Source organism: Brevibacterium sp. NPDC049920, assembly GCF_040656435.1.
Lineage (GTDB): Bacteria > Actinomycetota > Actinomycetes > Actinomycetales > Brevibacteriaceae > Brevibacterium > Brevibacterium pityocampae.
On record NZ_JBFAMF010000001.1, the window covers coordinates 238,731 to 263,074 of the forward strand.

Sequence of the window (24,344 nt, forward strand, 5' to 3'; positions counted from 1 at the left end):
GGACCCGGTCAAAACCGCAGAAGGCGCCCGGTAGAGTGGGGTGGCGCCCCACCCGAAAGGACCTCAGACCGACGTGGCCATTGACATGCAGCGCTTCATGCGCGAGTTCGAGGAGTTCATCGAATGCGAGTCGCCGTCCTCGGATCCGGGGGCGCTCGCCCGGTCTGCTGAGCTCCTCTCCCGGATCGGCACCGACCTGCTCGGCGTCGCCCCGCGGATCGTCACCGTCGAGGGCTGCCCGCACGTCCTCTGGCGGTTCGGCGAGGGTCCGCGCACCGTCGTCCTCATCGGCCATCACGACACGGTGTGGCCGCTCGGCACGATCCGCCGCCTGCCGTTCTCCGACGTCGAGGGGATCGTCCGCGGCCCCGGCGCCGACGACATGAAGGGCGGCGTCCTCATCGCGCTCCATGCGCTCGCCGCACTCCAGGAGCGCGGGGACTCCCTCGACGGGGTGAGCCTGCTCGTCACCGGCGACGAGGAGCTCGGGTCCCTGAGCTCACGCGCCCTCATCGAGGCCGAGGCGGAGGGCGCCCGTGCGGCACTCGTGTTCGAGAGCGGGGGCGGCGACGGGGCGGTGAAGATCGCCCGCAAGGGGGTCGCGATCTACGAGCTCGAGGTGCGCGGTCGCGCCTCCCACGCCGGCGTCGAGCCGGAGAAGGGCATCAACGCCACGACCGAGGTGGCCCACCAGGTGCTGAAGATCGCGCAGATGGGCGACGCGAAGGCGGGCACCTCCGTGGTGCCGACGGTGCTGCACTCCGGGACCACGTCGAACACCGTGCCGGCGCTCGCGAAGGTCGGGATCGATTCCCGCGCCACGAACGTCACCGAGCAGCTCCGCGTCGACGCCGCGCTCCGCTCGCTCACACCGGTCCACCCGAGCGCCCGGCTGCTGCTGCGCGGCGGGATCAACCGCGCCCCGCTCGAACCGCGCCAGTCGATGGGCCTCTACGGTCGTGCGCAGCGGATCGCCGGCCGGCTGGGGCACCCGCCGCTGCGGTCGATCGCGGTGGGCGGCGGCTCCGACGGGAACTTCACCGCCGGGATCGGCGTGCCCACCCTCGACGGCCTCGGCACCGTGGGCGGCGGCTCCCACGCGGACAGCGAGCACGCTGTCAAGGCCTGGATCCCGCGCCGGATCGAACTCGTCCGCGACCTCGTCGGTGAGCTCATCCTCGACTGATCGGTTTGGGGCGAGTGCCGGCCGGCCCGTTCCGGCTCCCGCGTGCGTTCAGTCCGCGGTGAGCCAGGGGTTCGACAGCCCGATGAAGGCGGCCTCGACGATGAGCAGCGGGGTCATGTTCGTGCTCAGCCGTGTCCGGGCCTGCCCGATGACGTCGATCCGGCGCAGGGTGCTCAGCGCGTCCGAGGCAGTTGCCTGCTCCCGGATCCGCTCCTCATCACCGCGGTTGATCCAGCCCTCGGTGAGTCCGAGCTGGCACAGCAGCACGTCGCGGTAGAGCGAGAGCAGCTCGAGGAGCATCGCGTCGATCTCGTCGTTGCGCGCCCGGGTGGAGCGTCGCTTCTGCTCCTCCTCGAGCCGTTTGACCTGTCCGCGCACCGCGGGCGGCACGGCCTTGCCCGGTTCCACCCCGAGGGTCTCGAGGAGGGCGGCGCGCTCGTGTGCGTCGCGTTCGGCGGAGCGCTCCTTGGCGCTCTCGGTCGCCTCTTCGACGATCCGTCCGGCCATGCGCACGGTGGAGCCGAGCGAGGTGAGCGTCTGCGGGATGTCGAGGATCCGGGCCCGCCGGGTGCGGGCGTCGTCGTTCGTCGCGAGGTGCTTGGCCCGCCCGATGTGGTTCTGCGCGGCGGCTGCCGCCCACAGTGCGGTCTCGGAGTCGACGCCGTCGCGGGTCTGCAGGAGTTCGGCGATCGCCTCGGTGGGCGGGATGCGCAGAGTGACGCTGCGGCAGCGCGAGCGGATGGTGGTCAGCACGTCCTGCGGGCTCGGCGCGCAGAGGATCCACACCGTGGCCGGCGGGGGCTCCTCGATCGCTTTGAGGAGGACGTTCGAGGTGCGTTCGGCCATCCGGTCCGCGTCCTCGATGATCATCACCCGCCACGGGGCGTTCACCGGGGCGCTCTGCGCCTGGGACACGAGTTCGCGGACTTCGTCGATGGTGATGAGGGACTTCTGGGTGGCCATGATCGTCATCGACTCGTGCGTCCCGGCGAGTGCCCGCTGCGCGGCGGGGCTGCGGGATTCGCCGCGGTCCGGGCTCAGCAGCGCGGCGGCGAAGGCGCGCGCGGCGTTCGAGCGGCCGGAGCCGGGCGGGCCGGTGATGAGCCAGGCGTGCGTCATCGCCGCCGAGGCGCCGCCGGTGTCGGTGGCCCGGGCGGCCTGCCGGAGCTGCTCGATCGCGGTGTCCTGGCCGACGAGCTCGTCCCAGACGCTCACCGGGAGCCGCCGTTCGGGTCGTGCCCGCCGCGGTCGCGCGGCTGCTCCCGGCCGGAGCGGCGGAGGCGGGACTGGCGGAGCCGTTCGCGGGCCTGCCGCTCGAGCTCCGCCTGTGCGACGAGCCGGTCGCGGCTCACACGCTGGTGGAAGTGCGGCAGCGGCATCTCCCGGGCGTTCTCAGCCTCCGGATCGGCGGCAGCGTCCCCGCCGGTTCCCGCGGCCGGACCGGTTCCCGCAGCCGGGTCGGTTCCCGCAGCCGGGTCGACGACCGGCATCCGAGCGGTCTCGCTCGCCGCGGGGCCCGCGGGCTGCCGGGGCACTGCGTGCGAGTTCGGCTCCGGCGCCCGGGATCCCAGCGGCGGCTGGGAGCCGGGTGCCGAACGGTTCGCGTGGCGGGCCGGGAGCACGGTCGTGGGATCGTCCTCACCGAACCCCGTGCCGCCGGAGACCGCCGGCGGCAGGACCGTGGTGGGGTCGTCCTCACCGGGAGCCCCGCGGCCGGGTGCCGAGGCGGGCAGCACCGTGGTCTCCGCTTCGGACGGGTCGCTGCCGGCAGTGGCGCTGCCCGCCGGCGGGGCGCCGAGCACGGTGGTCTCCGCCTCGTCCGAGGCAGGCGCACGCGCCGGCGCCGGCGATGCCGATGGGCCGGGCTGGGCTGCGTTACCGGACTGCTCGGCTGCGTTACCGGGCTGTTGGGCTGTGCTGCCGGGATGCTGGGTTGCACTGCCGTGCCGCTGCCCTGCGGTGCCGGGAAGTGCGGTGTCGGAAGGTGCAGTGCCGCGGGGTGCTGTGCCGGGAGCTCCAGTGCCGCAGGGTGCGGTGTCACCAGGCGCGGCTAGTCCTCCGGCGTGCGGGTGGTTCTGCGACCGGTGGTCGCCGCGGGAGGACATGTGCGCGTCGACAGCCGCGGCGATGTCCGCGGCGACGGCGGCGGGTTCCCGGTTCGCGTCGATGACGGCGTAGCGGGAGGGTTCGCGGGAGGCGAGTACCAAGAACGCCTCCTGCACCCGGCGGCGGAAGGCGAGGTCCTCGCGGTCGAGGTGGTTCTCCTCGCCGCGGGCGGCGGTGCGCTGCGCGGCGGTCTCCGGGTCGATGTCGAGGACGAGCGTGAGGTGCGGCACCAGGCCTTCGGTGGCCCAGCGCGACAGCCCGGCGATGTCCTCGGTGGAGAGCTCACGGCCCGCCGACTGGTAGCCGAGCGAGGAGTCGATGTAGCGGTCGGTGATGACGGTCTCACCGCGCTCGAGCGCCGGGCCGATGAGCGAGGCGACGTGGTGGGCGCGGTCGGCGGCGAACAGCAGCGCCTCGCTGCGCGGCGCCACCCCGGAGCCGCCGAGCACGACCTCGCGGATGGCGCGCCCCGCGTCGGTGCCGCCGGGTTCCCGGGTGAGGACGACCGGGCCGATGCCGCGGGCGCGCAGGTGCTCGTCGAGGAGCTGGATCTGGGTGGTCTTCCCCGAGCCGTCCCCGCCCTCGACGGCGATGAAGAATCCCGGCCCGGTGACGTGCTCGGTGGCGTGAGCTGCGAGTTCCGAGGCGGCGGGCACCTCGGCCCGTTCAGCGGCGACCGCGGGGGTGCGGAAGGCGTGGACGAGGTCCACGCCGAGTCCCTGGATGCCGTGCGGGGAGAAGGTGAAGAGCGCGATGATGCCGCCGACGAGCGCCACCAGCCCGACCACGGAGTAGGCCACGGTGGTGGCGCTGATGTTCCAGGAGGCGTTCTCGCTGAGCGCGACGACGGTGTCGAGGTCGAGCATGGTGAGCAGGAGCGCTGCGACCACGCCGGCGCCGACCCCGATGCTGCGGGAGAAGTCGTACCGCTGGGCGCGGACGCCCACGCCGACGGCGAAGGTGACGATCGCGGTGAGGACGGCCTTGCCGGACAGCTCCTCGATGATCCCGAGCGCCAGGGTGAGCACTCCGGCGGTGAGCAGTGCCAGGGAGGTCAGGCGGGGGCGCGACATGCCGGGGGCGAACGTCGGACCGGCCTCGTAGCCGACCGCCCAGCCGAGGAACGCGGCGCACACGATGACGGCGAATCCGGCCTGCCCGAACCGGTGGTCCGCCACGGCGGGCTGCGCGAGGGCGAGGACGGCGCCGAGCACGCCGAAGAGCAGGTAGCACGCCCACGGCCGGGCGATCGGGGTGGGACCGCGCAGCGCCTGGCCGGCCGACCCGGCGGGGAACGCCCCGGTGACCGGGTCTCCGGCACCGGCAGGTGCGCGCATGGCGAGGGCGGAGGACACGAAGAGCAGCACCGCGCCGATGAGCAGGTACCAGCGCACACCACTGATGCCCGCCTGGGTGCCGCCGACGATCTGGAAGGCGTAGGTGGTGAGCAGGAGCAGGACCGCGGCGACCCCGGCGGTGCGCCAGGGCTTGCGGTGCAGGTGCGGGGCCTGGAGGACGAGGAGCGCGGTGGTGATCCCGAGGAACAGCGCGGTGATCCAGATGAGCCAGACGACCGGGAAGAAGAACACGCACACCGATGCCACTGCGGTCGCTGCCGCCCCGCCGGCAAGCAGACCACGGCCGGCCGGTGTGCTCAGCCTGCTGAACACCGAATGCGGGACGAACACCCCAGCGGCGACGAGCACGAACACGACGAGCAGAGCGCCGGCGGCCTGCGGCAGGGAGAAGGAGGTGTCCGCGAAGGACTCCGCGATCCGGTGCGCGGCACCCGGGTCGAGCACCCGCCGGACCCCGTGGAGACCGGCGATCCCGAAGGCGAGCGCGGTGAGGGCGAACATCACCATCCACCCGGTGACCTCCACGGCGACCGGGCCGAGCGAGGCCGGGGGCGCTGCGGAATCCGGCCGGGAGGCAGAGCGGTGATCCGTAGTATTCACGCCATCCACTCTACGACCCGGCACGGACACGGCGTCACAGCCGACTGTCGGATTCGCACCTATCCTGGACGGGTGCCGATCACGCTCACCGCCCTGAACGATGTCTCCCCCGACCCGACCATCGCGCTCGCGCAGGCGCGCGCGCTCCTCGACGAGGTCAAGGCCGGGCGCCGCGCAGGTGTGCTGCGCCTCTACCGTCCGGAGCCCACGGCTGCGTTCGGCGCCCGCGACCGGTTCCTCCCCGGCTTCCCCGCTGCGGTGGCCGCCGCCCGCGACCACGGATTCACCCCGGTATTGCGCTCACTGGGCGGTCGGGTGGCCGTCTACCACCGCGACAGTCTCGTCATCGACCACCTCGAGCCCGCCGCCGGTCTGCTGTCCGGCACGCAGGAGCGGTTCACCGGGTTCGGCGACTGGTACACCGCGATCCTCCGGGGCCTGGGCGTCGATGCGCGGCTCGGCGAGATCCCCGGCGAGTACTGCCCGGGCGAGCACAGCGTCAACGTCGCCGGTCGGATCAAGGCGATCGGCACCGCCCAGCGGGTGACCCACAGCGGCTGGCTGTTCTCCTCCTCCGTCGTCGTCGCCGACCCGGATCCGATCCGCGCGGTGCTCACCGACATCCAGTCAGCACTCGGCGTCGACTGGGACCCGGCCACCGGCGGGGCGATCAGCGAGGTGCACCCGGGCGTCACCGCCGATGCCGTCGAGGCCGCATTCCGCACCGCGTATTCCGAGCGGTTCACCGTGGAGCCGGGCACCCTCACCGCGGCCGAGGCGAGCGCCGCCGAGGGGTACGTCGAGCAGCACCGGCTCTGACTCACGCGGGCCGGTCACGCGGCAGGAGAACGCGAACTGCGCGGTATCCGAAACCGGACGCGCAATTGCGCGCTCGGTTCGGGATACCGCGCAGTTCGGATCAGGCGGTGGTCGGCTTGCCGGTCGACTTCGTCGCCGTGGCCTTCTTCGCAGTCGTCTTCTTCGCCGCGGTGGTCCGCGCCGTCGTCGACTTGGCCGCCGGCTTCTTCGCAGCCGTGGTCTTCGAGCCTGCCGTCTTCGACGCCGTGCTCTTGGCCGTCGTCGACTTCTTCGCGGCAGGCTTCTTGGCTGCGGTCTTCTTGGCCGGGGCCTTCTTCGCGGTCGTCTTCTTCTTCGCCGGACCCTTGGCCCGCTTCTCCGCGAGGAGTTCGAAGGCGCGCGCCGGGGTGATGCCCTCGACGGAGTCGTCCTTGCGCAGGGTTGCGTTCGTGTCCCCGTCGGTGACGTAGGGCCCGAACCGCCCGTCCTTGACGACGACCGGCTTCTTCGACTCCGGGTCCTCGCCGAGCTCCTTGAGCGGGGGTGCGGCGGCACGGCGGCCGCGCTGCTTGGGCTGGGAGTAGATCTCGAGCGCCTCGTCGAGGGTGATCGAGAAGATCTGCTCCTCCTCGGTGAGCGAGCGCGAATCGGTGCCCTTCTTGAGGTAGGGCCCGTAGCGGCCGTTCTGCGCGGTGATGACCGTCCCCTCGGCGTCGGTCCCGACCTCGCGCGGCAGGCTCAGCAGCTTGAGCGCCTGCTCGAGGTCGACGGTCGAGAGGTCCATGGACTTGAAGAGGGAGCCGGTGCGCGGCTTGACCTTCTTGCGGCCCTTCGTCTCCTCGGCCTCGGGCAGCACCTCGGTGACGTAGGGGCCGAAACGACCGGACTTCGCGACGATCGTGTGCCCGGTCTCCGGATCGGTGCCGAGCTCGCGATCCCCGTCGCCGTGGCTGGCGATGAGTTCGCGGGCCTTCTCCGCGGTGAGCTCGTCGGGGGCGAGGTCCTCCGGCACCGACACGCGCTTGGGGTCCTCACCGTCCTGCGCCACCTCGAGATACGGGCCGTAGCGGCCCACCCGCAGGTCGATGCCCTCGGCGATCTCGATCGTGTTGATCTCGCGGGCGTCGATGTCGCCGAGGTCGTCGACGGTCGGCTTGAGACCGGGATGATCCTCGGTCCGGTCGCCGAAATAGAACGCGGTCAGCCAGTCGTTGCGGTCCTCCTCGCCGGAGGCGATCCGGTCGAGGTCGGACTCCATGCCGGCGGTGAACTGGTAGTCGATGAGCCCGCGGAAGTGGAGCTCGAGGAGCCGCACCACGGAGAACGCGACCCAGGTGGGGACGAGCGCATTGCCGCGGGTGCGGACGTAGCCGCGGTCTTGGATCGTGGAGATGATCGCGGCATAGGTCGAGGGGCGCCCGATCCCGAGCTCCTCCATGGTCTTGACCAGGCTCGCCTCGGTGTAGCGCGGCGGCGGAGCGGTGGTATGGCCGGCGGCCTCGGCGCGATCGACGGTGAGCTGCTGACCCTCGGACACCTCGGGCAGGCGCGATTCGCCGGCCCCGGTGTCGTAGCGGTCGACGTCCTTGCCCTCCTCGTAGGCGGCGAGGAACCCGCGGAAGGTGATGACCGTGCCCGAGGCGGTGAAGCCCGCCGTCTTGTCCTCGCCGAGGTCGGCGGTGATCCGCATCGTGGCCGTCTTGCCCTTGGCATCGGCCATCTGGGAGGCGACGGTGCGCTTCCAGATGAGGTCGTAGAGGCGGAACTCGTCGCCGGAGAGCTTCCCGGACACCTGGGCGGGCGTGCGGAAGGAGTCGCCGGCGGGGCGGATCGCCTCGTGCGCCTCCTGCGCGGACTTCTGCTTGCCGGAGTACATGCGCGGCGTGTCCGGCACGTATTCGGGACCGTACAGCTCCGAGACCTGACGGCGGGCGGCGGAGACCGCCTGGCCCGACAGCGCCGAGGAGTCGGTGCGCATGTAGGTGATGTAGCCGTTCTCGTAGAGCGACTGGGCCACGCGCATCGCCTGGCGGGAGGACAGGCGCAGCTTGCGGCCGGCCTCCTGCTGCAGGGTCGAGGTGGTGAAGGGGGCGGCGGGTCGGCGGGAGTAGGGCTTGGTCTCCAGCGCGGAGACGGTGAGCCGATCCTTGGCCGTGGTGTTGAGGGTGTTCGCGAGCGCGGTCGCCATCTCCTCGTCGAGCACGACGACGTCGCTCCTGCCCTTGAGCTTGCCGGCGTCGTCGAAGTCGCGGCCGCTGGCGACCTTCGTGCCGTGGTAGGTGGCGAGGCGGGCGGAGAAGGCGTTGCCCTTGCCGGGCACGGCGAGGTCGATGTCGAGGTCCCAGTAGTCGGCGGGCACGAATGCCATGCGCTCGCGCTCGCGCTCGACGACGAGGCGGGTCGCCACGGACTGCACGCGGCCGGCGGACAGGCCGCGATTGACCTTGCGCCACAGCACCGGGGAGACCTCGTAGCCGTAGAGGCGGTCGAGGATGCGGCGGGTCTCCTGCGCGTCGACGAGCGAGGTGTCGAGCTCACGGGTGTTCTCGAGCGCGCGGGAGATCGCCTCGGGGGTGATCTCGTGGAACACCATGCGCTTGACCGGGATCTTGGGCTTGAGGACCTCGAGGAGGTGCCAGGCGATCGCCTCGCCCTCCCGGTCCTCATCGGTGGCGAGGAAGAGTTCGTCGGCGTCCTTGAGGAGGGCCTTGAGCTCGGAGACCTTCTTCTTCTTGCCCGGGTCCACGCGGTAATAAGGAGCGAAGCCGTTGTCGACGTCGACGGCGAACTTGCCGTAGGGCCCCTTCTTCATGTCGGCGGGCAGCTCGGAGGGCTGCGGGAGGTCGCGGATGTGGCCCACGGAGGCTTCGACGTCGTAGCCGTCACCCAGGTACCCCACGATCGTACGGGCCTTGGTCGGCGACTCGACGATGACGAGTCGACGCGGCTGCGAAGTGGAGGATGCCACGGCGGTCCTTTCATGGGCGACTGTCGCCGACGCGTCCGTCGGGCAGTCCCGCTGTTGCTGGTGAGAAACTCTGAGAAATGTAGCACTTGCCTCTTCTACCGTCTCACATGTCGATGTACGGGGTCCGGGCGGGAGGCGGAGCGGGGTGGTGCGGTGCGGGTGCTGCGGGTGCGGATGCCGTGGTGCGGGTGCGGGAGTCGCGCCGGGCGCCGGAGCCGGGCCGCGCTGCGGGTGCGGCTGCGCCTGCAGCTGCGCCTGCACCGCGGGATAGGTCAGCGTTCGGTGTATGGTCAGTACATGCTGACCATTGCCTCTCGCCTCGACGTGATGAACCGCCTCGGCCGCGCGATGGCCGACCCCACGCGCTCCCGGATCCTCCTCTCCCTCCTCGAGTCACCCGGGTACCCGGCGGAGCTCGCCCGCATGCTCGGCCTCACCCGCACGAACGTGTCGAACCACCTCACCTGCCTGCGCGACTGCGGGATCGTCGTCGCCGAGGTCGAGGGCCGCCGCACCCGCTACGAGATCGCCGACGGCCACCTCGCCCGCGCGCTCGACGCGCTCCTCGACACCACCCTCGCCGTCGACGCCGACGCCCCGTGCCTCGACCCGCAGTGCCCGGTGGCCGGATGCTGCGAGGACGGCGCAGGGGAAGGTACGGGCACCGCTGCGGACGGCGGCTCTGCAGGCGAGCCGGATGCCGGAGGAGGCGTCGGCAGCGATGCAGCCGTCGTCACCGGGGCGCGATCGTGAGCGGGTCCGCGTGCGGGTGCGAGGCCACCTCGCTCGCCGACGCCGGTCCGACCGAGTCCGAGGAGCACACTCCGTGGTGGCGCAGGACCTCGGTGATCATCCCGGTCCTCTCCGGCGTCGCGCTCGTCGCAGGCCTCGCGCTCGAGTGGTTCGTCCCCGGCGCCCTGCCGGAGCCTGCCGCGCAGGTGCTGTTCTGGGCCTCGCTCCTCCTCGGCGCCTCGCAGTTCGCACCGGGCGCGCTGCGGGGCCTCGTCACCCGCGGCAGGCTGGGCATCGGCCTGCTCATGACGATCAGTGCGATCGGCGCGGTCGTCCTCGGCTTCGTCGAGGAGGCGGCCGCGCTCGCGTTCCTCTATTCCATCGTCGAGGCGCTCGAGGACATCGCGATGGACCGCGCCCGCACCGGCCTGCGGTCGCTGCTCACGCTCATCCCCGCGAATGCCACGGTCGTCGCACCCGACGGCACGACGCGCACGGTCCCCGTCTCCCAGCTCGCGGCGGGCGACAGGTTCCGGCTCTTCGCCGGTGAGCGCAGCGCCACCGACGGCGTCGTGCGCGCCGGGCGCAGCAGCCTCGACGTCTCGGCGATCACCGGCGAGTCCATCCCGGTGGAGGTCGGTCCCGGGGACGAGGTGCTCGCCGGTTCGATCAACACCTCGGGCGTGCTCGAGGTCGAGGCGACCGCCCCCGGGGCGGACAACTCGCTGACCACGGTCGTCGGGCTCGTCGAGCAGGCGCAGGCGCGGAAGGGCGAACGGGCCCGCATCGCCGATCGTCTCGCCCGGCCGCTCGTGCCCGGCGTGCTCGTCCTGGCACTGCTCGTCGCGGTGGTCGGCTCACTGCTCGGCGACCCCGGCCTGTGGATCGAGCGGGCGCTCGTCGTGCTCGTCGCGGCCTCGCCGTGCGCGCTCGCGATCTCCGTGCCGATCACCGTCGTCTCGGCGATCGGCGCGGCCACGCGGTTCGGAGTCGTCGTCAAGTCCGGCGCGGCGTTCGAGCGCCTGGGCGGAATCCGCCACCTCGCGCTCGACAAGACCGGCACCCTGACCCGCAACCGACCCGCCGTCGCCCGGATCCTCACCGTGGACGGGTTCACCGAGGCCGAGGTGCTCGGCTGGGCGGCCGCGCTCGAATCCCACAGCTCCCACCCGCTCGCCGCCGCGATCACCGCCGCCGCACCCGGTTCGGTGCGCGCCGAGGAGCCTGCTGCGGCCGGAAAGGAGACCGGCCGGGCCCAGGAGATCACCGAGACCGCCGGACAGGGGATCACCGGTGTGATCGATGGCGCCCGGATCGCGGCCGGCAGTCCGCGGTGGCTCGATCCCGGCGTCTGCGCGGCGGAGGTCGCTGAGCTCGAGGGCCGAGGCATGACCGTCGTCGTCGTCCACCGGGACGGCCGGATGGCCGGCGCCATCGGGGTGCGCGACGAGCTCCGACCGGAGGCCCGCGAGGTCATCGCCTCGCTCGGCGAGCGCGGACTGGGGACGACGATGCTCACCGGCGACAACGCTCGAACGGCCGAGGCGCTGGCCGGAGAGGCCGGGATCACCGACGTGCGCGCGGAGCTGCGGCCGGAGGAGAAGGCGCGCGCCGTGGCCGAGCTGCAGGAGAGCGGGCGCGGCCCGGTGGCGATGATCGGTGACGGGATCAACGACGCGCCGGCGCTCGCCTCGGCGGACATCGGGATCGCGATGGGCGTCACGGGTACGGATGCGGCGATCGAATCTGCGGACGTGGCGTTCACCGGCGACGACCTGCGGCTCATCCCGCGCGCGGTGGACCATGCGCGCCGGGGGCGGCGCATCATCAACGAGAACATCGTCCTGTCGCTGGCCATCATCGTGATCCTGCTGCCGCTCGCGATCACCGGCGTGCTCGGACTCGCGGCGGTCGTCCTCGTCCACGAGATCGCCGAGGTCGTCGTCATCCTCAACGGCCTGCGCGCGGCCCGGGCACGGGGGCTCGGGGCAGTGGAACGCCGGTCGGCCTGACCCTCACACCTGCGGGTAGACGACTCCGGCGGGCACGAGTGTGCGGACCTGGGCGATGAGCTGGGCGCGCAGCGCGGACTCCTCGACCTCGAGCAGGCCGGAGAGCGCGGCGGCCACCGCGCCGAGGGTGAGCGAGCCGTCGGCCACGCCGAGGAATCCGGACAGCGCCGCGTCGGAGGAGAATGTCCGTGCGAAGCCGGTGCCCTGCTCGATCGTGATCATCGTCGGCGCCTCCTGGCCCGGCATGAAATGCCGGTGCTCGGTGACGTCCCCGGAGCGGACGAACGCGGTCTCCGCGAGTTCGGCGTCGTCGGCCGCGGCGAGCCATTCGAGCATCGCCAGGCGGGTGTCGAGGTGCGCGGCGATACCGGCGGCGTTCGCGCCGAGCGGCTGATCGAGCTCCTCGAAATGCCGCACCGCTGCGTCGCTGCCCGGGTTTCCGTCGTCATTGCCCGCAGTGCCGGCTTCGGATCCGGTGGCGGACCCGGGTCTGCTGCCGGCCGCGGGCCCGGTACCCGAATCGGCACCGGCGCCCGCTTCTGCCCCGGCGCCGGGTGCCGTCGCGCCGAGCTCGGAGGCCTCGCCGGGGAGGCGGTGCATGCGCACCCACCCGAACCCGATCCGATCGACGGAGCGGGAGGCGAAGTCGGCGAGCCACGCCTCGGTGTCGGCGGCCCAGCGCTGGGTGGCGCGCGCGACTCCCCCGTCGCGGATCCACGTCTCCGCGTACGCCACGGGGTCGAGCCGCTCGCGTTCGATGACCATGATCGAGGTCTGCGCGTCGCCCACCCAGCCGGTGGGGTCGACGGTGTCCGGCCCGTACTCCCAGTTGCCGAGGAACACCGCGTGCCCATCGGGACGCAGGTGGCCGGGCGTCTGGGCGAGGAGGGTGCGCATGATCCCGTCGCCCTCCATCCCGCCGTCGCGGTACTCGAGCTGGCCGACGCGGCCCTGCGGGGTGATGACGAACGGCGGGTTGGACACGATGAGGTCGAAGGACTCCGGCACCGGGTCGAACAGGGAGCCGAGCCGGAACTCGATGCTCTCCTCCACCCCGTTGAGCTGCGCGGTGAGCGCCGCGAGGTGGAGGGCGCGGATCGAGAAGTCGGTGGCGACGACGCGGTCGGCGTGGCGGGCCAGGAGGATCGCCTGGATCCCGCAGCCGGTGCCGAGGTCGAGCGCGGAGTGCACACGGTGGCGCGGGGTGATCTCCGCGAGCGTCCGGCCGGCCCCGCCGAGTCCGAGCACGAAGTCGTCGGACACCGGTTCGGACTGGGTGAGCGTGCCGTGGTCGGAGACCAGCCACACCGTCTCATCGCCGGGGCGCTGCCCCCGCGGCACCCCGGTGGGCACCGCGTAGGGGGTGAGTGCCAGGCGCGACATGAGCCGCGGCGGCGAGGCCGCCGGGCGGGCGGCGGACGGGGCCGGGTCGTCCTGCGCCGCAGGGACCGAGCTCGAATCACTCCGAGCAGCGGCGCCCGCCCCCGCAGCACCCGGCGCTGCAGCACGGACCAGGGGAAGCCCGGCACCGAGCGCAGGGGCCGTGCCGGCGATCTGTACGAACAGTCCGGATTCGGTGAGGGCATCGCAGAGCTCCTCGCCGAGCGCGGCCCTCACCGCGGTGACCGGCTGCGGCACGCGGAGCACGAAGAGCCCGGCCAGCACGGCCTGCGGCTCGCTCCTCCCGCGGAGGCGGAGCCGGGCCGGGGTCGCGTTGTTGCGCTGCAGCGCGGCGTCGGCGTCGACGCCCCACAGTGCCCGCAGACCGGCCGGGGTGAATTGGGCGGCGCGGAGCCGCTCGGCGAGGGCACGGAGGCAGGCGACGTCGGGCTGAGGCAGCGGCGCGGAGGCAGGCGAGGGAGTCACCGCACCAGGCTACGCGGTCGCACATCCGCCCGGCCGCCAGCCGTCGACTCCGCTGCTTCGGTGCAGGTGCCCGTGGGAGAATGTGCGCCATGTCCGACTCCCGTTCCGCGCTCCTCGATCTCATCGGCGACTTCGGGGCGCGCGAGGACCGGATCCGGCACATCGAGCACTTCCCGGCCCGCGTCGGCACCACTGCGGACTGGCCGGAGTGGGCGGACGACGAGGTGGTCGCAGCCCTGCGGTCGACGGGCATCGACCGGCCGTGGACGCATCAGGTGGCGGCCGCGGACGCGGCACACCGGGGTGAGGACGTGGTCATCGCCAGCGGCACCGCCTCGGGCAAGTCCCTGGGGTTCTGGCTGCCGGTGCTCGACTCGGTGGTCCGCACCCGGGATGAGATCCCCACCCGCGCGGCGACGACGCTCTACCTCTCCCCCACGAAGGCACTCGCCGCCGACCAGTACGAGAAGCTCCGCTCGGTGGTGCTGCGGGGCCTGCGGCCGGGCACCTTCGACGGCGACACCTCGCAGGCGAACAAGGCCTGGGCGCGCAAGCATGCGAACGTCCTGTTCACGAACCCGGACATGCTCCACCGATCGGTGCTGCCGCGGCACGGGTACTTCACCCGCTGGTTCAAGACGCTGCGCTTCATCGTCGTCGACGAGGCGCACCGGTACCGCGGGGTGTTCGGCTCCCACGTCGCGCTGATCCTCCGCCGGCTGGTGCGGGTCGCCCGACACTACGGCGCCGACCCGGTGATCGTCGGGGCCTCGGCGACGATGGCCGACCCCGCCGCGGCGTTCGCCCGGATCACCGGGCGCGAGGCGATCGCGATCACCGAGGACGCCTCGCCCCGGGCGGCCGGGGACTTCGTCCTCTGGGAGCCGCCCCTCCTGCCGGAGCCGTGGGGCCTGGAATGGGAGGATCCTGATCCCGCCGTCGTCGGTGGCCCGGGGCACGACCCGTTCGCGGACTCGCGCGGCCCATCCGCCCGGGAGTCGGCCTTCACACCTGTCCCCGGCCCTGCCCCGGGGACTGACCGGGAACGGGCCCAGGAGCCCACCGGCACGGATGCATCCCGGCGGAGCACGATCGCGGAGTCCGCCGACCTCCTCACCGACCTCACCTGCGCGGGTTTCCGCTCGATCGCGTTCATCGCCTCCCGCCGCGGCACCGAGGCGCTCGCCGAGGCGGTCCGCGACCAGGTGGCGCGCGTCGACTCCACTCTGCCGCGCACCGTCGCCGCCTACCGCGGCGGCTACCTGCCCGAGGAGCGCCGGCTGCTCGAGACCGGCCTGCGCAACGGCCGGCTCCGCACGGTCGCCTCGACGAACGCGCTCGAGCTCGGGATCGACATCGCCGGTCTCGACGCGGTCGTCATGGCCGGCTGGCCGGGCACGCTCGCCTCGCTGTGGCAGCAGGCCGGGCGCGCCGGCCGGGCCGGACAGCAGTGGGCGGCCGTGCTCATCGCGCGCGACAACCCGCTCGACACCTATGTGGTCAACCACCCCGAGGCGGTGTTCGGCGCACCCGTGGACGGCGGGGTGATCGATCCCGGCAATCCGTTCGTGCTCGCCGGGCACCTGTGCGCGGCCGCGGCCGAGATCCCGCTCACCGAGGCCGATCTGCCGCAGTTCGGCGACACCGCGGAGCAGGTCCTCGCCTCGCTCGCCGAGGCCCGCATGCTCCGGCGGCGCCCGGCAGGCTGGTTCTGGGCGAAGGCCGAGGATGCCGCCGCGCTCACCGATATCCGCGGCTCCGGAGGCGGACAGGTGCGGATCGTCGAGGAGTCCACCGGCACGCTGCTCGGCACCATCGAGGACGCCGGGGCGCACACGCAGAGCCACACCGGGGCGGTGTACATGCACCAGGGGCGCACCTTCACCGTGCGCGAGCTCGACCTCGACGCCCGCGTGGCGTTCGTCGAGGCGGCGAACGTCGACTACTCGACGCAGGCGAAGTCGGTGACGGAGATCAGCATCGAGTCGACCGACCACTCGATCACGCTGCCGTCCGGCGCGCGGGTGTTCACCGGGATGGTCGAGGTCGTCGACCAGGTGGTCGCCTACCAGATGCGCCAGCAGCGCACGGGGGTGGTGCTCGCCGAGCACCCCCTCGAGCTGCCCGAGCGCACGCTGCGCACCCAGGCGGTGTGGTTCACGGCCCCGCCGGAGCTCCTTGCCGATGCCGAGTTGGAGCGCGCCGACGTGCCGGGCACGGTGCACGCCGCCGAACACGCCGCGATCGGCCTGCTGCCGCTGTTCGCCGGCTGCGACCGCTGGGACGTGGGCGGGGTGTCGACCGCGATGCACGCCGACACGGGCATGACGACGGTGTTCGTCTACGACGGACAGCCCGGCGGTGCCGGGTTCGCCGAGCGGGGCTTCGACTGCTTCACCGACTGGCACCGGGCGACGCTGGAGGCGATCGAGTCCTGCGAGTGCATCTCCGGCTGCCCCTCGTGCATCCAGTCGCCCAAGTGCGGCAACGGCAACGAGCCGCTCGACAAGGCCGGCGCGGTGCGCATCCTGCGCGCACTCCTCGGCTGAGACCCTACTCACCTGCTCTCCCCGGTCGGGGATCCGGCGACCGCTGTCGCGCTGACCTTCCCGAGCGGAGCTGGGAGGTCGACCTCGGTGACGACCTTCGCGGTACCGAGGTCCGGCCGGGCGATGCACTCGGTGACCTCCACTCCGCTGCGCTCCGCGGTCTCCGCGGCGATCTCGCAAGGGTCACCGGGGATGATGCCGCGGGCGGCATCGGCGGCGGCGATCGCGGCGAGGTCAGCCGCACCGTCGGCGCGGGCGTGGGCGAGGAAGGCCTGGGCGCCGAGCCCCAGGCCGGCGACGAGGGTGAGTGCCGCTGCGCCGAGCGACACTGCGAGCACCGTCGAGGAGCCCCGGTCGTCGCGGAGGTGCCCGGGCCGGATCACCGGATGCCCTCCGTCCGCGCGGTGGCGGTGGCGCTCACCGATTCCTGGACGAAGCGCAGGGTTTCCGGCAGCGGCAGCGTGACCTCGACCGTGGTGTACCCGCCCTCGTGGCGGACGGCGACCGTGGATCCGTCACCGGCCTTCTCCGTCGCCTCGTGGCGCACCGTGCGTTCGGGTTCGCCGCGCGCGGCCTCCCGGGCGGCGGCGCGTGCGGCGTCGTGGGCGCGCAGCTGGGACAGGCCGATCGTGCCGGCACCCGTGATGAGCGCGATGAGGAGCACGAGCGCGGGCATGAGCATGGCGAACTCCGCGGTCGCGGCACCGCGGTCATCACGGGCGGCCGACATCGGTTCAGGCCCCCAGTCCGAGGGCGGTGGAGATCACGCCGGTGATCGCGTCCTTGATCGGGTCGGACTTGAGGACGACGACGAGGAGCGCGGCGAAGCCGCAGGCTGCGAGCGTGGTGATCGCGTACTCCGCTGTCGTCGCTCCGCGGTCGTCCTCGAGCACGGCGAGTGCTGCGCTGCGGGTCGGTACGAGTGCCGCGGCGGGGTCGTCTGCGGGTGGGGTGGTCGTCGGGGTGTGTGCGGTGGTGTCCATCGTGGGTCCTTTCCGTGAGATCCGATGGTCCTCCGATCCTCTGCCGCCGCCGCACCGCGGACCAGAGCCCATCTGCGCCTGTGGATGGCGGCGGGCTGTCCACAGGCCGGAGGTCGCAGCCGCGGGAGCCCCTGTGACCAGCCGCCGCGGGCCCGGCTCAGCCGAAGAGCACTCCGAGGTCGTCGACGAGGCTGAGAACCACCGGGACGACGCCGAGCAGGAGGAACGCCGGGAGCACGCACACACCGAGCGGCACGACGAGCTCGACACCCAGGCGGGCGGCCGCGATCTGCCGCCGCCGGTGCTCCGCGCGCCGCAGGTCCCCGGCGAGGCCGCGCAGCAGCGGGGCGAGTGCGACGCCGGTGGAGCGGGAGAAGAGGACGAGCCGGCTGACCGCGGCGAGCTCCTCGTTCGAGTCGTCGATCTCCCCGAGCGCAAGGGACCGGCCGAGCCGGTCGAGCCCGGTCCGGTCGCCCCCGGCGGCTGCGGCGAGCGACAGCGCCCGCTCCGTCGGCAACCCGGTCTGCAGACAGATCGAGACGAGGTCGAGGTCGAAGGCGAGCGCGTCCACAGCACTCATCGCCGAGGTCGGCGACGGGCCCGGCTCTCCGGCACCCGCCGCCCTCTCGCCCGAGCCTTCCGCGACCCGACTTCCCATTGCACCGCTGCGCGCACCTCGGCCCCGGTCCGAATCCCCGACGCTCTTCCCACGACCGCCCCGCGGTGCTCCGAGAAGCGACTTCAGCCGGGTGTCCGCGCCGGGATCGAACAGCCACCAGCCGCAGCCGACGAGCAGCCCGGCCACCGCTGCGATGAGGAGGATCATGCCGTCGCCCTCCGCAGCAGGGACCGCATCCACAGCCGGCCGACGAGGAGGAGCACCGCTCCCCCGCCCAGGCTGATGAGCCCGGGCACGGAGGACAGGAGTGCGGCGAGGTCGGTCCCGATGAGCAGTCCGAGTCCCAGTGACAGGAGCGGCAGCCAGGTGAGGACCTTGACCGTCGAGGCGGGCCCGGCGAGCGCCACGGCTCTGTCACGGGCGGAGTCGGCCTTCTCCCGGCAGGTGTCGCCGTAGCGGGCGAGCATGTCGGCGGCCGGCGCCCCGGCGGTCTCCGCGACGAACCACACGGCCGCCATCCCGTCGAACACCTCGGCCGCTGCCGGGATGAGAGAGCCGGTGTGGCGGCGGATCGCCTCGTGCGGCGGGTCACCGAGCTCGAGCGAGCGGCTCATCCGCAGCAGTGCCTGCTCGAGGTCGGAATCCTCGGCGAGCCCGGCGAGCTGGGCCATGACGACGGACGGCGGCATCCCGACGCGGAGCAGCTCGACGGCCCGGTCGACGACGGCGACCGCGGCGGCGTGCCGGTCCTCCGGGGTGCGCCGGCGCCGAGGCGCGCTCGCGCGGGGGCGCGGCGAGGTCAGCGCGCGCAGACGCCGGGCGCCGGCGGGATCGGCGAGCAGCCAGTACCCGCAGCCGACGAGCAGCCCGGTGACCAGACCCAGCTGCCAGCTCATCGCGCCTCCCTCCAGTCCACGACCGGGTTCACGTCGCGGCCCGCTGCTCGAGGAGCCGGCGCACTGCCGTCACTCCCGCCTCGGAGAACCCGTCGCCGGCATCCCACACCGGCAGCATCTCGATCCGGGTGTCGCGGTGCGCGGCGGGCACCGCGATCTGCGCGATGCCGCGGGTGTTTCCCTCACGGCGGACGTGGATGACGAGGTCGATCGCTGTCGCCATCTGGGACCGCACAGCCGCCGGACTCATCCCGGCGAGCGCACCGAGCGCCTCGAGCCGGGCGGTGACGGCCTGCGCGGTGTTCGCGTGGATCGTCGCGCACCCGCCCTCGTGCCCGGTGTTGAGCGCGGTGAGCATGTCGCGGACCTCCGCACCGCGGCACTCGCCGACGACGAGCCGGTCGGGGCGCATCCGCAGCGCATTGCGCACGAGGTCGGTCATCGCGACCTCGCCGACGCCCTCGACATTGCTCTGCCGGGCGGCGAGCTGCACGACGTGGGGGTGGCTGATGAGGAGTTCGCGGGAGTCCTCGACGACGAGCAGCCGCTGATCCGCGGCGACCTCGGAGAGCAGCGCACCGAGGAGCACGGTCTTGCCCGAGCCGGTGCCCCCGGAGATGAGGAAGTTCGCCCTCCGGGCGAGCACCTCGAGGAGCAGCTCGTGGGCCGGCGCCGGCACAAACCCGCCGGTGAGGAGTTCGTCGAGGCGGAAGCCGGAGGCGCGCGGAACGCGGAAGGACAGCACGGTGGTGTCCCCGGACAGCGGTGGGATTACGGCGTTGAGGCGCACCCCGTCCGGCAGCCGGACGTCGACGAGCGGGCTCGAGTCGTCGAGACGGCGGCCGCCCAGCCCCGCGAGCCGCACCGCGAGCGCCCGGACGTCGGATTCGGTGCCGAGCGAGATCGGCACCGGTTCGAGACCCGCCCCGCGATCGGCCCAGATGTCGCGCGGGCCGTTGACGAACACGTCGGTGGTACCCGGCGCGTCGAGGATCGGCTGGATCGGCCCGGCCCCGGCGAGCTGCGCGGAGATCCGGGACACGAGCTCGAGCAGGGCGCCGGCGCCGAGCACCCGGCCGGTGCGCTGCACGGCGGTGGCCACGGCCGAGGCGGTCACCGGCCCCGGGTTCTCGAGCAGGTGGTCGCGCACCTCGGCGATGAGGGCGGGCTCGATCCACTCGCTCATGAGGCGATCCCGGCCGCCGCATCGAGGGCGAGGAGGTCTGCGAGGAGGTCCTCGGCGAACCGGCCCAGGCGGGTGCGACCGGCGGGGATCCCCTCCCCGCGGTCGATCCGGGCGGCGAGCCCGCCGTCGTCGGTGAGCGTCCCGGCGAGGTCGAGCCCGATGGTGTCGGCGACGAGGTGCGGGTCGAGGCCGAACCGGTCGGACTCCCGCACGACGAGGCGCACCCCGGGGTGGACCTCGGCGAGCCGGCGGGCGACGCGGGCGGCGGCGACCGCGGCGCGCACCCGGGCCGGGGTGACGAGCACGAGGTGGTGGCAGGCGCGCGCCCACGCGGCCGGGGCGTGGCGGGGCAGGTCGACGATGACGAGGTCGAAGGCCTGCTGGGAGGCGGTGAGGACGGCGTCGAACACCTCCCCGGTGAGCTCCTCACGGCCCTCCCGGTCCCAGGACAGGATCGCGAGGTCGTCGAAGCGCGGCAGCGCCTGCGTCAGCGTCGAGGGTCGCAGTCGGCCCTTCGAGGCGGTGAGCGCCGGCCAGCGCAGCCCCGGGATGTCCTCGCAGCCGAGCACGAGGTCGAGGCCCCCGCCCAACGGGTCCGCGTCGAGGAGGACGGTCGCGATCGACTGGCCGGCGGCCTGCCGGGCGAGCGCGCAGGCGAGCACCGAGGCGCCCGCCCCGCCGGACCCGGCGACGACGCCGATCGTCGTGGCCGGGGCGGCCGGGGGTTCGACCGCGGTGATCATCCGCTGGGTCAGCCATTCCCCGGCCGCCGGCAGGAGGGCGACGTGGTCCGCGCCGAGCCGGGCGGCGTTCGACCAGGCGTCGTGCGCCTCGGCCGGGGCGATGAGCACGGTGGGCACGCCGGCGGCCTGGGGCGGGTCGACGACGTCCTCACCGAGCAGGATGAGGACGGCGCCCTGCCACCCGCCGGACTGCGGGGCGAGCACGTCGAGGGTGATGCCGATGCTGTCGGCGATCGCTGCGCAGTGGTCGACGAGGCTGGGGAGCTGGGTGAGGAGCGCGATGCGGGGCATGCTCCCACGGTGCGCCGACGGCCGCCGAGGCGCACGCCGGGACCACCGACCTGTGGACGGACCGGCGCCAGCGAGCGACCTGTGACCTCACGTCGACGGCCTGTGACCTGAGGACGAACCGCGCGGTGTCGTCACTGGTCAGATGTTCTGCGGGATCTTCCCGGACTGGACGGCCTGGCACACGGTGCGGCCCTCCCCGGCGCCCTTCTCCACAGCCGTGGCGCAGGAGACGATCCACCCGGGCACGTCGGAACCGGAGGTGTAGGCCGCCCCGCCCTGGCCGTAGCCCTGCACATCGGAGAGGAACGCGGCCTCGGGCACGCCCACCCCGGTGGGGTCGACGCCGGAGGACACGAGCTGGATCCGGAACAGGGCGCGGGCGATGAGCCCGTTGCCGATCACGAACGGGCGCAGGGCGATGATCTCGCCCTGGAGGATCGCGGCGACGACGAGTCCGGGCAGGGTCGGGTCGGCCAGCAGCGCGTCGAGCTGCCCGAGGCGGTCGGCGAGCTCCTCGGGCCCCGGGGCCGGCGGCAGCCCGCCGAGGTCGCCGGGCACCTCGCCGGCGAGCCGGGGGCGGCCGAGCTGCTCGTCGGGCACGAGACCGGCGCCGGCCGCGAGCGAGAGCTTGGAGAGGATGTGAGCGAGCCCGCCGCGCAGCGCGTCGGGCCGCTCCGAGTACTCCTGGGCGACCGCGGCGACGCGCACGGCGGCGGACAGCTGGGTGCCGGACATGTCATCGGGCACCTCGCGCCCGGCGCCGATCACCTCGCGCACGTAGGCGATGGGATAGCGGGCACCCTCGAGCGCGGACGAGGCGCGGGCGGCGCGCACCGTGGATTCGACGCGGCACTCGGGCATCCGCTTGCGCAGCGCGTTGTGCCAGCGCAGCTCCGTGCACGCATTGCGTGCCCTGGTCACGGCCTCGTCCACCGGGTCGAGAGCGGCCAGGGCACGCAGCGCTGAGCCGAGCTCACTCATGCTCAGCCACGCTGGATGCCCTCGGTGTTGCGGAGGATGCCTTCGCGGCCGTCGGTGTTGCGGACGGTGAACTCCCCGCCGTTGTCCGACAGCGCGAGGAACCACTCACCGGGGGTGACGGTGAACGCCGGGAACCCGGTCGCGGGGTCGACGGCGTCGCGGGGCTCCGGCACGGCGAACCAGAAGGCCTGCTGGACCGGCTGCGCCTGGTCCTGCTGCGCCTGGTCCTGCTGGGCGGCCTGGTCCTGTTGCTGGTCCTGTTGGGCGGCTTGGTCCTGCTGGGCGGCCTGGTATCCGTACTGCGACTGCTGGGCCTGGTCCCCACCGGCGGGCGCGGCGGAATCGACGGCGGTGGCGTCCGTGTCCTCGATCCGGGTGAAGCCCTTCTCCGAGTAGTCGAAGGCCTTGAACCACTGGGTGGGCTCCTCGGCGGCCTCGCGCTGCGCCTGTTCCGGGGCACCCGGCTTCTCCCAGCCCTGGCGCGCGGTGTCGTCCGCCGAGGTGGCGGCCGAGGTGGTCTCACCGACGGCGGGTGCCGGGGCGGAGTCGCCGGTGGGCGAAGCCGACTCCGGCGCGGGGTCGCCCTCGCCGGTGGCGTTCTGCAGGTCTGCGGCCGACATCATCACCGTGGACTCGCCGTCGGTGCCGGTATCGGCAGTCGGGGCGTCGGTGGTCGACGAGTCGGTCGTGGGGTCTTCCGCGGATCCACCGCTGTCGGAGGTCTCGCGATCTCCTGCAGGGGCCTCGGCGGTCGCCCCATCGGTCACTGCGGAGTCGTCGGCGAGTGCACCGTCGGCTGCGGGAACGGGGCCGTCGGTCTCCGGGCGGACGTCGGCGGCACCGGCCGCGGTCGAACCGCTGCCGTACCCCGGAGAGCCGGAGTCCGCCTCGGCGTCGCGCGAGAAGCCGCCGGACATGAAGGACTGGGTGGGCTCGTTCTGGGCGTGCGCCGGGGCGTCGGCCGAGCGACGGCCGAGATAGGCCTGGTCATCGCCCGACACCTGCTGCACCGGGCCGTCGGAGTCCGGCGCGCCCGATCCTGCGGCGGCACCTGCGCCCACCGCGCCTCCTCCGGCGACCGCACCGAAGCTCGGCGCGGCCTCGGAGAGTGCAGGAGCGGAGGCACCCTGCGGGCCCGATCCGAACTGCTGGCCCTGCGCCTGCTGCCCGTATCCCTCCGGGCCGGAGCCGTACTGCTGGCCGACGGGGCCGGAGCCGTAGGGCTGAGCCTGGTGCTGGGCGTCGACGCCGAACTGACCGGAACCGTAGCCCTGGGGACCGGAACCGTACTGCTGGCCGGCAGTGCCCGGGCCGTACTGGTCGCCCGCCGGACCGGAGCCGTACTGGTCGCCGGCGACTGCGCCGCTGTGGCCGAGTGCCCCGAAGCCCTGCGCCGACTCGCCCTGCTGGCCGTGCGCCTGCTGGCCCTGCTGGCCATAGGCCTGCGGGGCGGAACCGTAGGGCTCGGCGCCGGCGTTCGCAGCGGTGCTGCGGGTGACCGGGCGGGCCTTGGGGTGGGCGGGCGCTTCGGCGCGGGCAGTGAACTCGGAGCCGAGGAACGGGATCACGGTGAGCACCCCGGCGAAGAACGCGATGAGCGAACCGAGGAAGGCGAACCATCCGCCGACGTGGAAATGCTGCACCGAGGTGACGAGGACGAGGAAGTTCGTCGCGAAGCCCACGGCGGTGAGCACCGCGATGAGCTGATCGGGGCTGAGCGAGCCGATCCGCTGCGGGAAGCCGCGGACCACCTTGTTGAGCAGGGTGAGGATTCCGGCGGCGAGGATCGTCAGCATGCCGAGGATGAGCCACATCAGGGCGAATCCATTCCAGGAGAAGTTCGGCATCCAGGACCAGATCCATGTCCTCTCCCGGAAGCCCTCGCCGAATGCGAATCCGAGCACCGGGGTGACGAGTGCGATGAGCGCGAACAGGGAGCCGACGAGAAGGAGGATGTCGCGCAGCGTGAGCGGACCGATGATCCCGGCGCCGGGTTTCTTCTCCTTGACCGGCGCCTGCCCGTAACCCGCCTGCCCGTAACCGGGCTGGCCGTAGCCGGCGGGACCACCGGCCTGCTGAGCATCGTAGGGACCCGGCTGGGAGCCGTAGGCCTGCACTGGACCCGAACCATAGGCCTGACCGGGCTGGGAACCATACTGTCCGGCAGGCTGGGAACCATACGCCTGTCCCGGCTGGGAGCCATAGGCCTGGGCAGGCTGGGAGCCGTACTGCCCGGCGGGCTGCGAACCGTACGCCTGTCCCGCCTGGGAACCGTACGCTGGGCCGGGGCCGCCGGTCTGGTCACCGTGGACGTCGGACTGCGGGCCCGGAGTTCCGGGCTGCGCACCGTACGGGCCCGGCTGCTGGGCGCCGGAGGACTGGGGACCGGGTGCTCCGTAGGGACCGGGCTGCTGGCCCCACTGCGGCTCGGAGCCGGAGGGCTGATAGGGGGTGCTCATCGTTCGAAACT

18 protein-coding genes are annotated in these 24,344 nt (G+C 73.1%); 5 read left to right on the plus strand and 13 right to left on the minus strand.

The window, feature by feature from the left end; all coding sequences use genetic code 11:
• The first annotated feature begins 73 nt into the window (after positions 1-73).
• On the plus strand, positions 74-1,186 hold the full coding sequence (locus AB0I45_RS01140) for a M20/M25/M40 family metallo-hydrolase (protein WP_360316163.1): 1,113 nt from the start codon (positions 74-76) through the stop codon (positions 1,184-1,186).
• A 48-nt stretch (positions 1,187-1,234) separates the two neighbouring features.
• Here AB0I45_RS01140 and AB0I45_RS01145 read toward each other — a convergent pair whose 3' ends face one another.
• Together AB0I45_RS01145 and tmk are read right to left on the minus strand one after the other, a co-directional pair.
• Positions 1,235-2,401, minus strand: coding sequence for a DNA polymerase III subunit delta' (locus AB0I45_RS01145; RefSeq protein ID WP_247425466.1), 1,167 nt, complete (start codon positions 2,399-2,401; stop codon positions 1,235-1,237).
• Positions 2,398-5,250, minus strand: coding sequence for a dTMP kinase (gene tmk, locus AB0I45_RS01150; protein ID WP_360316166.1), 2,853 nt, complete (start codon positions 5,248-5,250; stop codon positions 2,398-2,400). Before tmk ends, AB0I45_RS01145 begins: the two co-directional genes overlap by 4 nt.
• A gap of 72 nt (positions 5,251-5,322) precedes the next feature.
• Between tmk and AB0I45_RS01155 the strand changes: the two genes are divergently transcribed.
• Positions 5,323-6,069, plus strand: a complete 747-nt coding sequence (locus AB0I45_RS01155) for a lipoate--protein ligase family protein (RefSeq protein ID WP_360316169.1) — start codon at positions 5,323-5,325, stop codon at positions 6,067-6,069.
• Between the two features lie 100 nt (positions 6,070-6,169).
• Here AB0I45_RS01155 and topA read toward each other — a convergent pair whose 3' ends face one another.
• Complete coding sequence (topA, locus tag AB0I45_RS01160; RefSeq protein WP_360316172.1) at positions 6,170-9,016, minus strand: type I DNA topoisomerase; 2,847 nt, start codon at positions 9,014-9,016, stop codon at positions 6,170-6,172.
• Positions 9,017-9,313: 297 nt separating this feature from the next.
• Here topA and AB0I45_RS01165 point away from each other — a divergent pair, with 297 nt between their 5' ends.
• Both AB0I45_RS01165 and AB0I45_RS01170 read left to right on the plus strand, forming a co-directional pair.
• Entirely contained in the window at positions 9,314-9,769 is a 456-nt protein-coding gene (locus AB0I45_RS01165; protein WP_295687831.1) for a metalloregulator ArsR/SmtB family transcription factor, read from the plus strand.
• Complete coding sequence (locus AB0I45_RS01170; protein WP_360316176.1) at positions 9,766-11,760, plus strand: cation-translocating P-type ATPase; 1,995 nt, start codon at positions 9,766-9,768, stop codon at positions 11,758-11,760. The genes AB0I45_RS01165 and AB0I45_RS01170 overlap by 4 nt, the downstream gene beginning before the upstream one ends.
• A gap of 3 nt (positions 11,761-11,763) precedes the next feature.
• On the opposite strand, the gene AB0I45_RS01175 is transcribed toward AB0I45_RS01170, so the two are convergent.
• Positions 11,764-13,626: a class I SAM-dependent methyltransferase gene (locus tag AB0I45_RS01175; RefSeq protein ID WP_295687837.1), complete on the minus strand. Its 1,863-nt coding sequence runs from the start codon at positions 13,624-13,626 to the stop codon at positions 11,764-11,766.
• An 89-nt stretch (positions 13,627-13,715) separates the two neighbouring features.
• Here AB0I45_RS01175 and AB0I45_RS01180 point away from each other — a divergent pair, with 89 nt between their 5' ends.
• A complete protein-coding gene (locus tag AB0I45_RS01180) occupies positions 13,716-16,175 on the plus strand; it encodes a DEAD/DEAH box helicase (protein WP_360316180.1) in 2,460 nt (819 codons plus the stop codon).
• Between the two features lie 8 nt (positions 16,176-16,183).
• On the opposite strand, the gene AB0I45_RS01185 is transcribed toward AB0I45_RS01180, so the two are convergent.
• The 9 genes from AB0I45_RS01185 to AB0I45_RS01225 all read right to left on the minus strand — a co-directional run bounded on the left by AB0I45_RS01185 (position 16,184) and on the right by AB0I45_RS01225 (position 24,333).
• Positions 16,184-16,558 (minus strand): Rv3654c family TadE-like protein, encoded by a 375-nt coding sequence (locus AB0I45_RS01185; protein WP_295687844.1) that lies wholly within the window; start codon positions 16,556-16,558, stop codon positions 16,184-16,186.
• Positions 16,555-16,905, minus strand: a complete 351-nt coding sequence (locus AB0I45_RS01190; RefSeq protein ID WP_137318099.1) for a TadE family type IV pilus minor pilin — start codon at positions 16,903-16,905, stop codon at positions 16,555-16,557. The genes AB0I45_RS01185 and AB0I45_RS01190 overlap by 4 nt, the downstream gene beginning before the upstream one ends.
• 4 nt (positions 16,906-16,909) lie before the next feature.
• Positions 16,910-17,158 (minus strand): DUF4244 domain-containing protein, encoded by a 249-nt coding sequence (locus AB0I45_RS01195; RefSeq protein ID WP_360316185.1) that lies wholly within the window; start codon positions 17,156-17,158, stop codon positions 16,910-16,912.
• A gap of 157 nt (positions 17,159-17,315) precedes the next feature.
• Entirely contained in the window at positions 17,316-17,738 is a 423-nt protein-coding gene (locus AB0I45_RS01200) for a type II secretion system F family protein (protein ID WP_175406795.1), read from the minus strand.
• Positions 17,739-17,980: 242 nt separating this feature from the next.
• Positions 17,981-18,673, minus strand: coding sequence for a type II secretion system F family protein (locus tag AB0I45_RS01205; protein ID WP_137318102.1), 693 nt, complete (start codon positions 18,671-18,673; stop codon positions 17,981-17,983).
• 28 nt (positions 18,674-18,701) lie between these two features.
• Positions 18,702-19,859 (minus strand): TadA family conjugal transfer-associated ATPase, encoded by a 1,158-nt coding sequence (locus tag AB0I45_RS01210; protein WP_137318103.1) that lies wholly within the window; start codon positions 19,857-19,859, stop codon positions 18,702-18,704.
• Positions 19,856-20,893 (minus strand): septum site-determining protein Ssd, encoded by a 1,038-nt coding sequence (ssd, locus tag AB0I45_RS01215; protein WP_137318104.1) that lies wholly within the window; start codon positions 20,891-20,893, stop codon positions 19,856-19,858. Before ssd ends, AB0I45_RS01210 begins: the two co-directional genes overlap by 4 nt.
• A gap of 138 nt (positions 20,894-21,031) precedes the next feature.
• Positions 21,032-21,874, minus strand: a complete 843-nt coding sequence (locus AB0I45_RS01220; RefSeq protein WP_137318105.1) for a Fic family protein — start codon at positions 21,872-21,874, stop codon at positions 21,032-21,034.
• A 2-nt stretch (positions 21,875-21,876) separates the two neighbouring features.
• Entirely contained in the window at positions 21,877-24,333 is a 2,457-nt protein-coding gene (locus tag AB0I45_RS01225) for a hypothetical protein (RefSeq protein WP_360316191.1), read from the minus strand.
• Positions 24,334-24,344 lie beyond the last annotated feature (11 nt).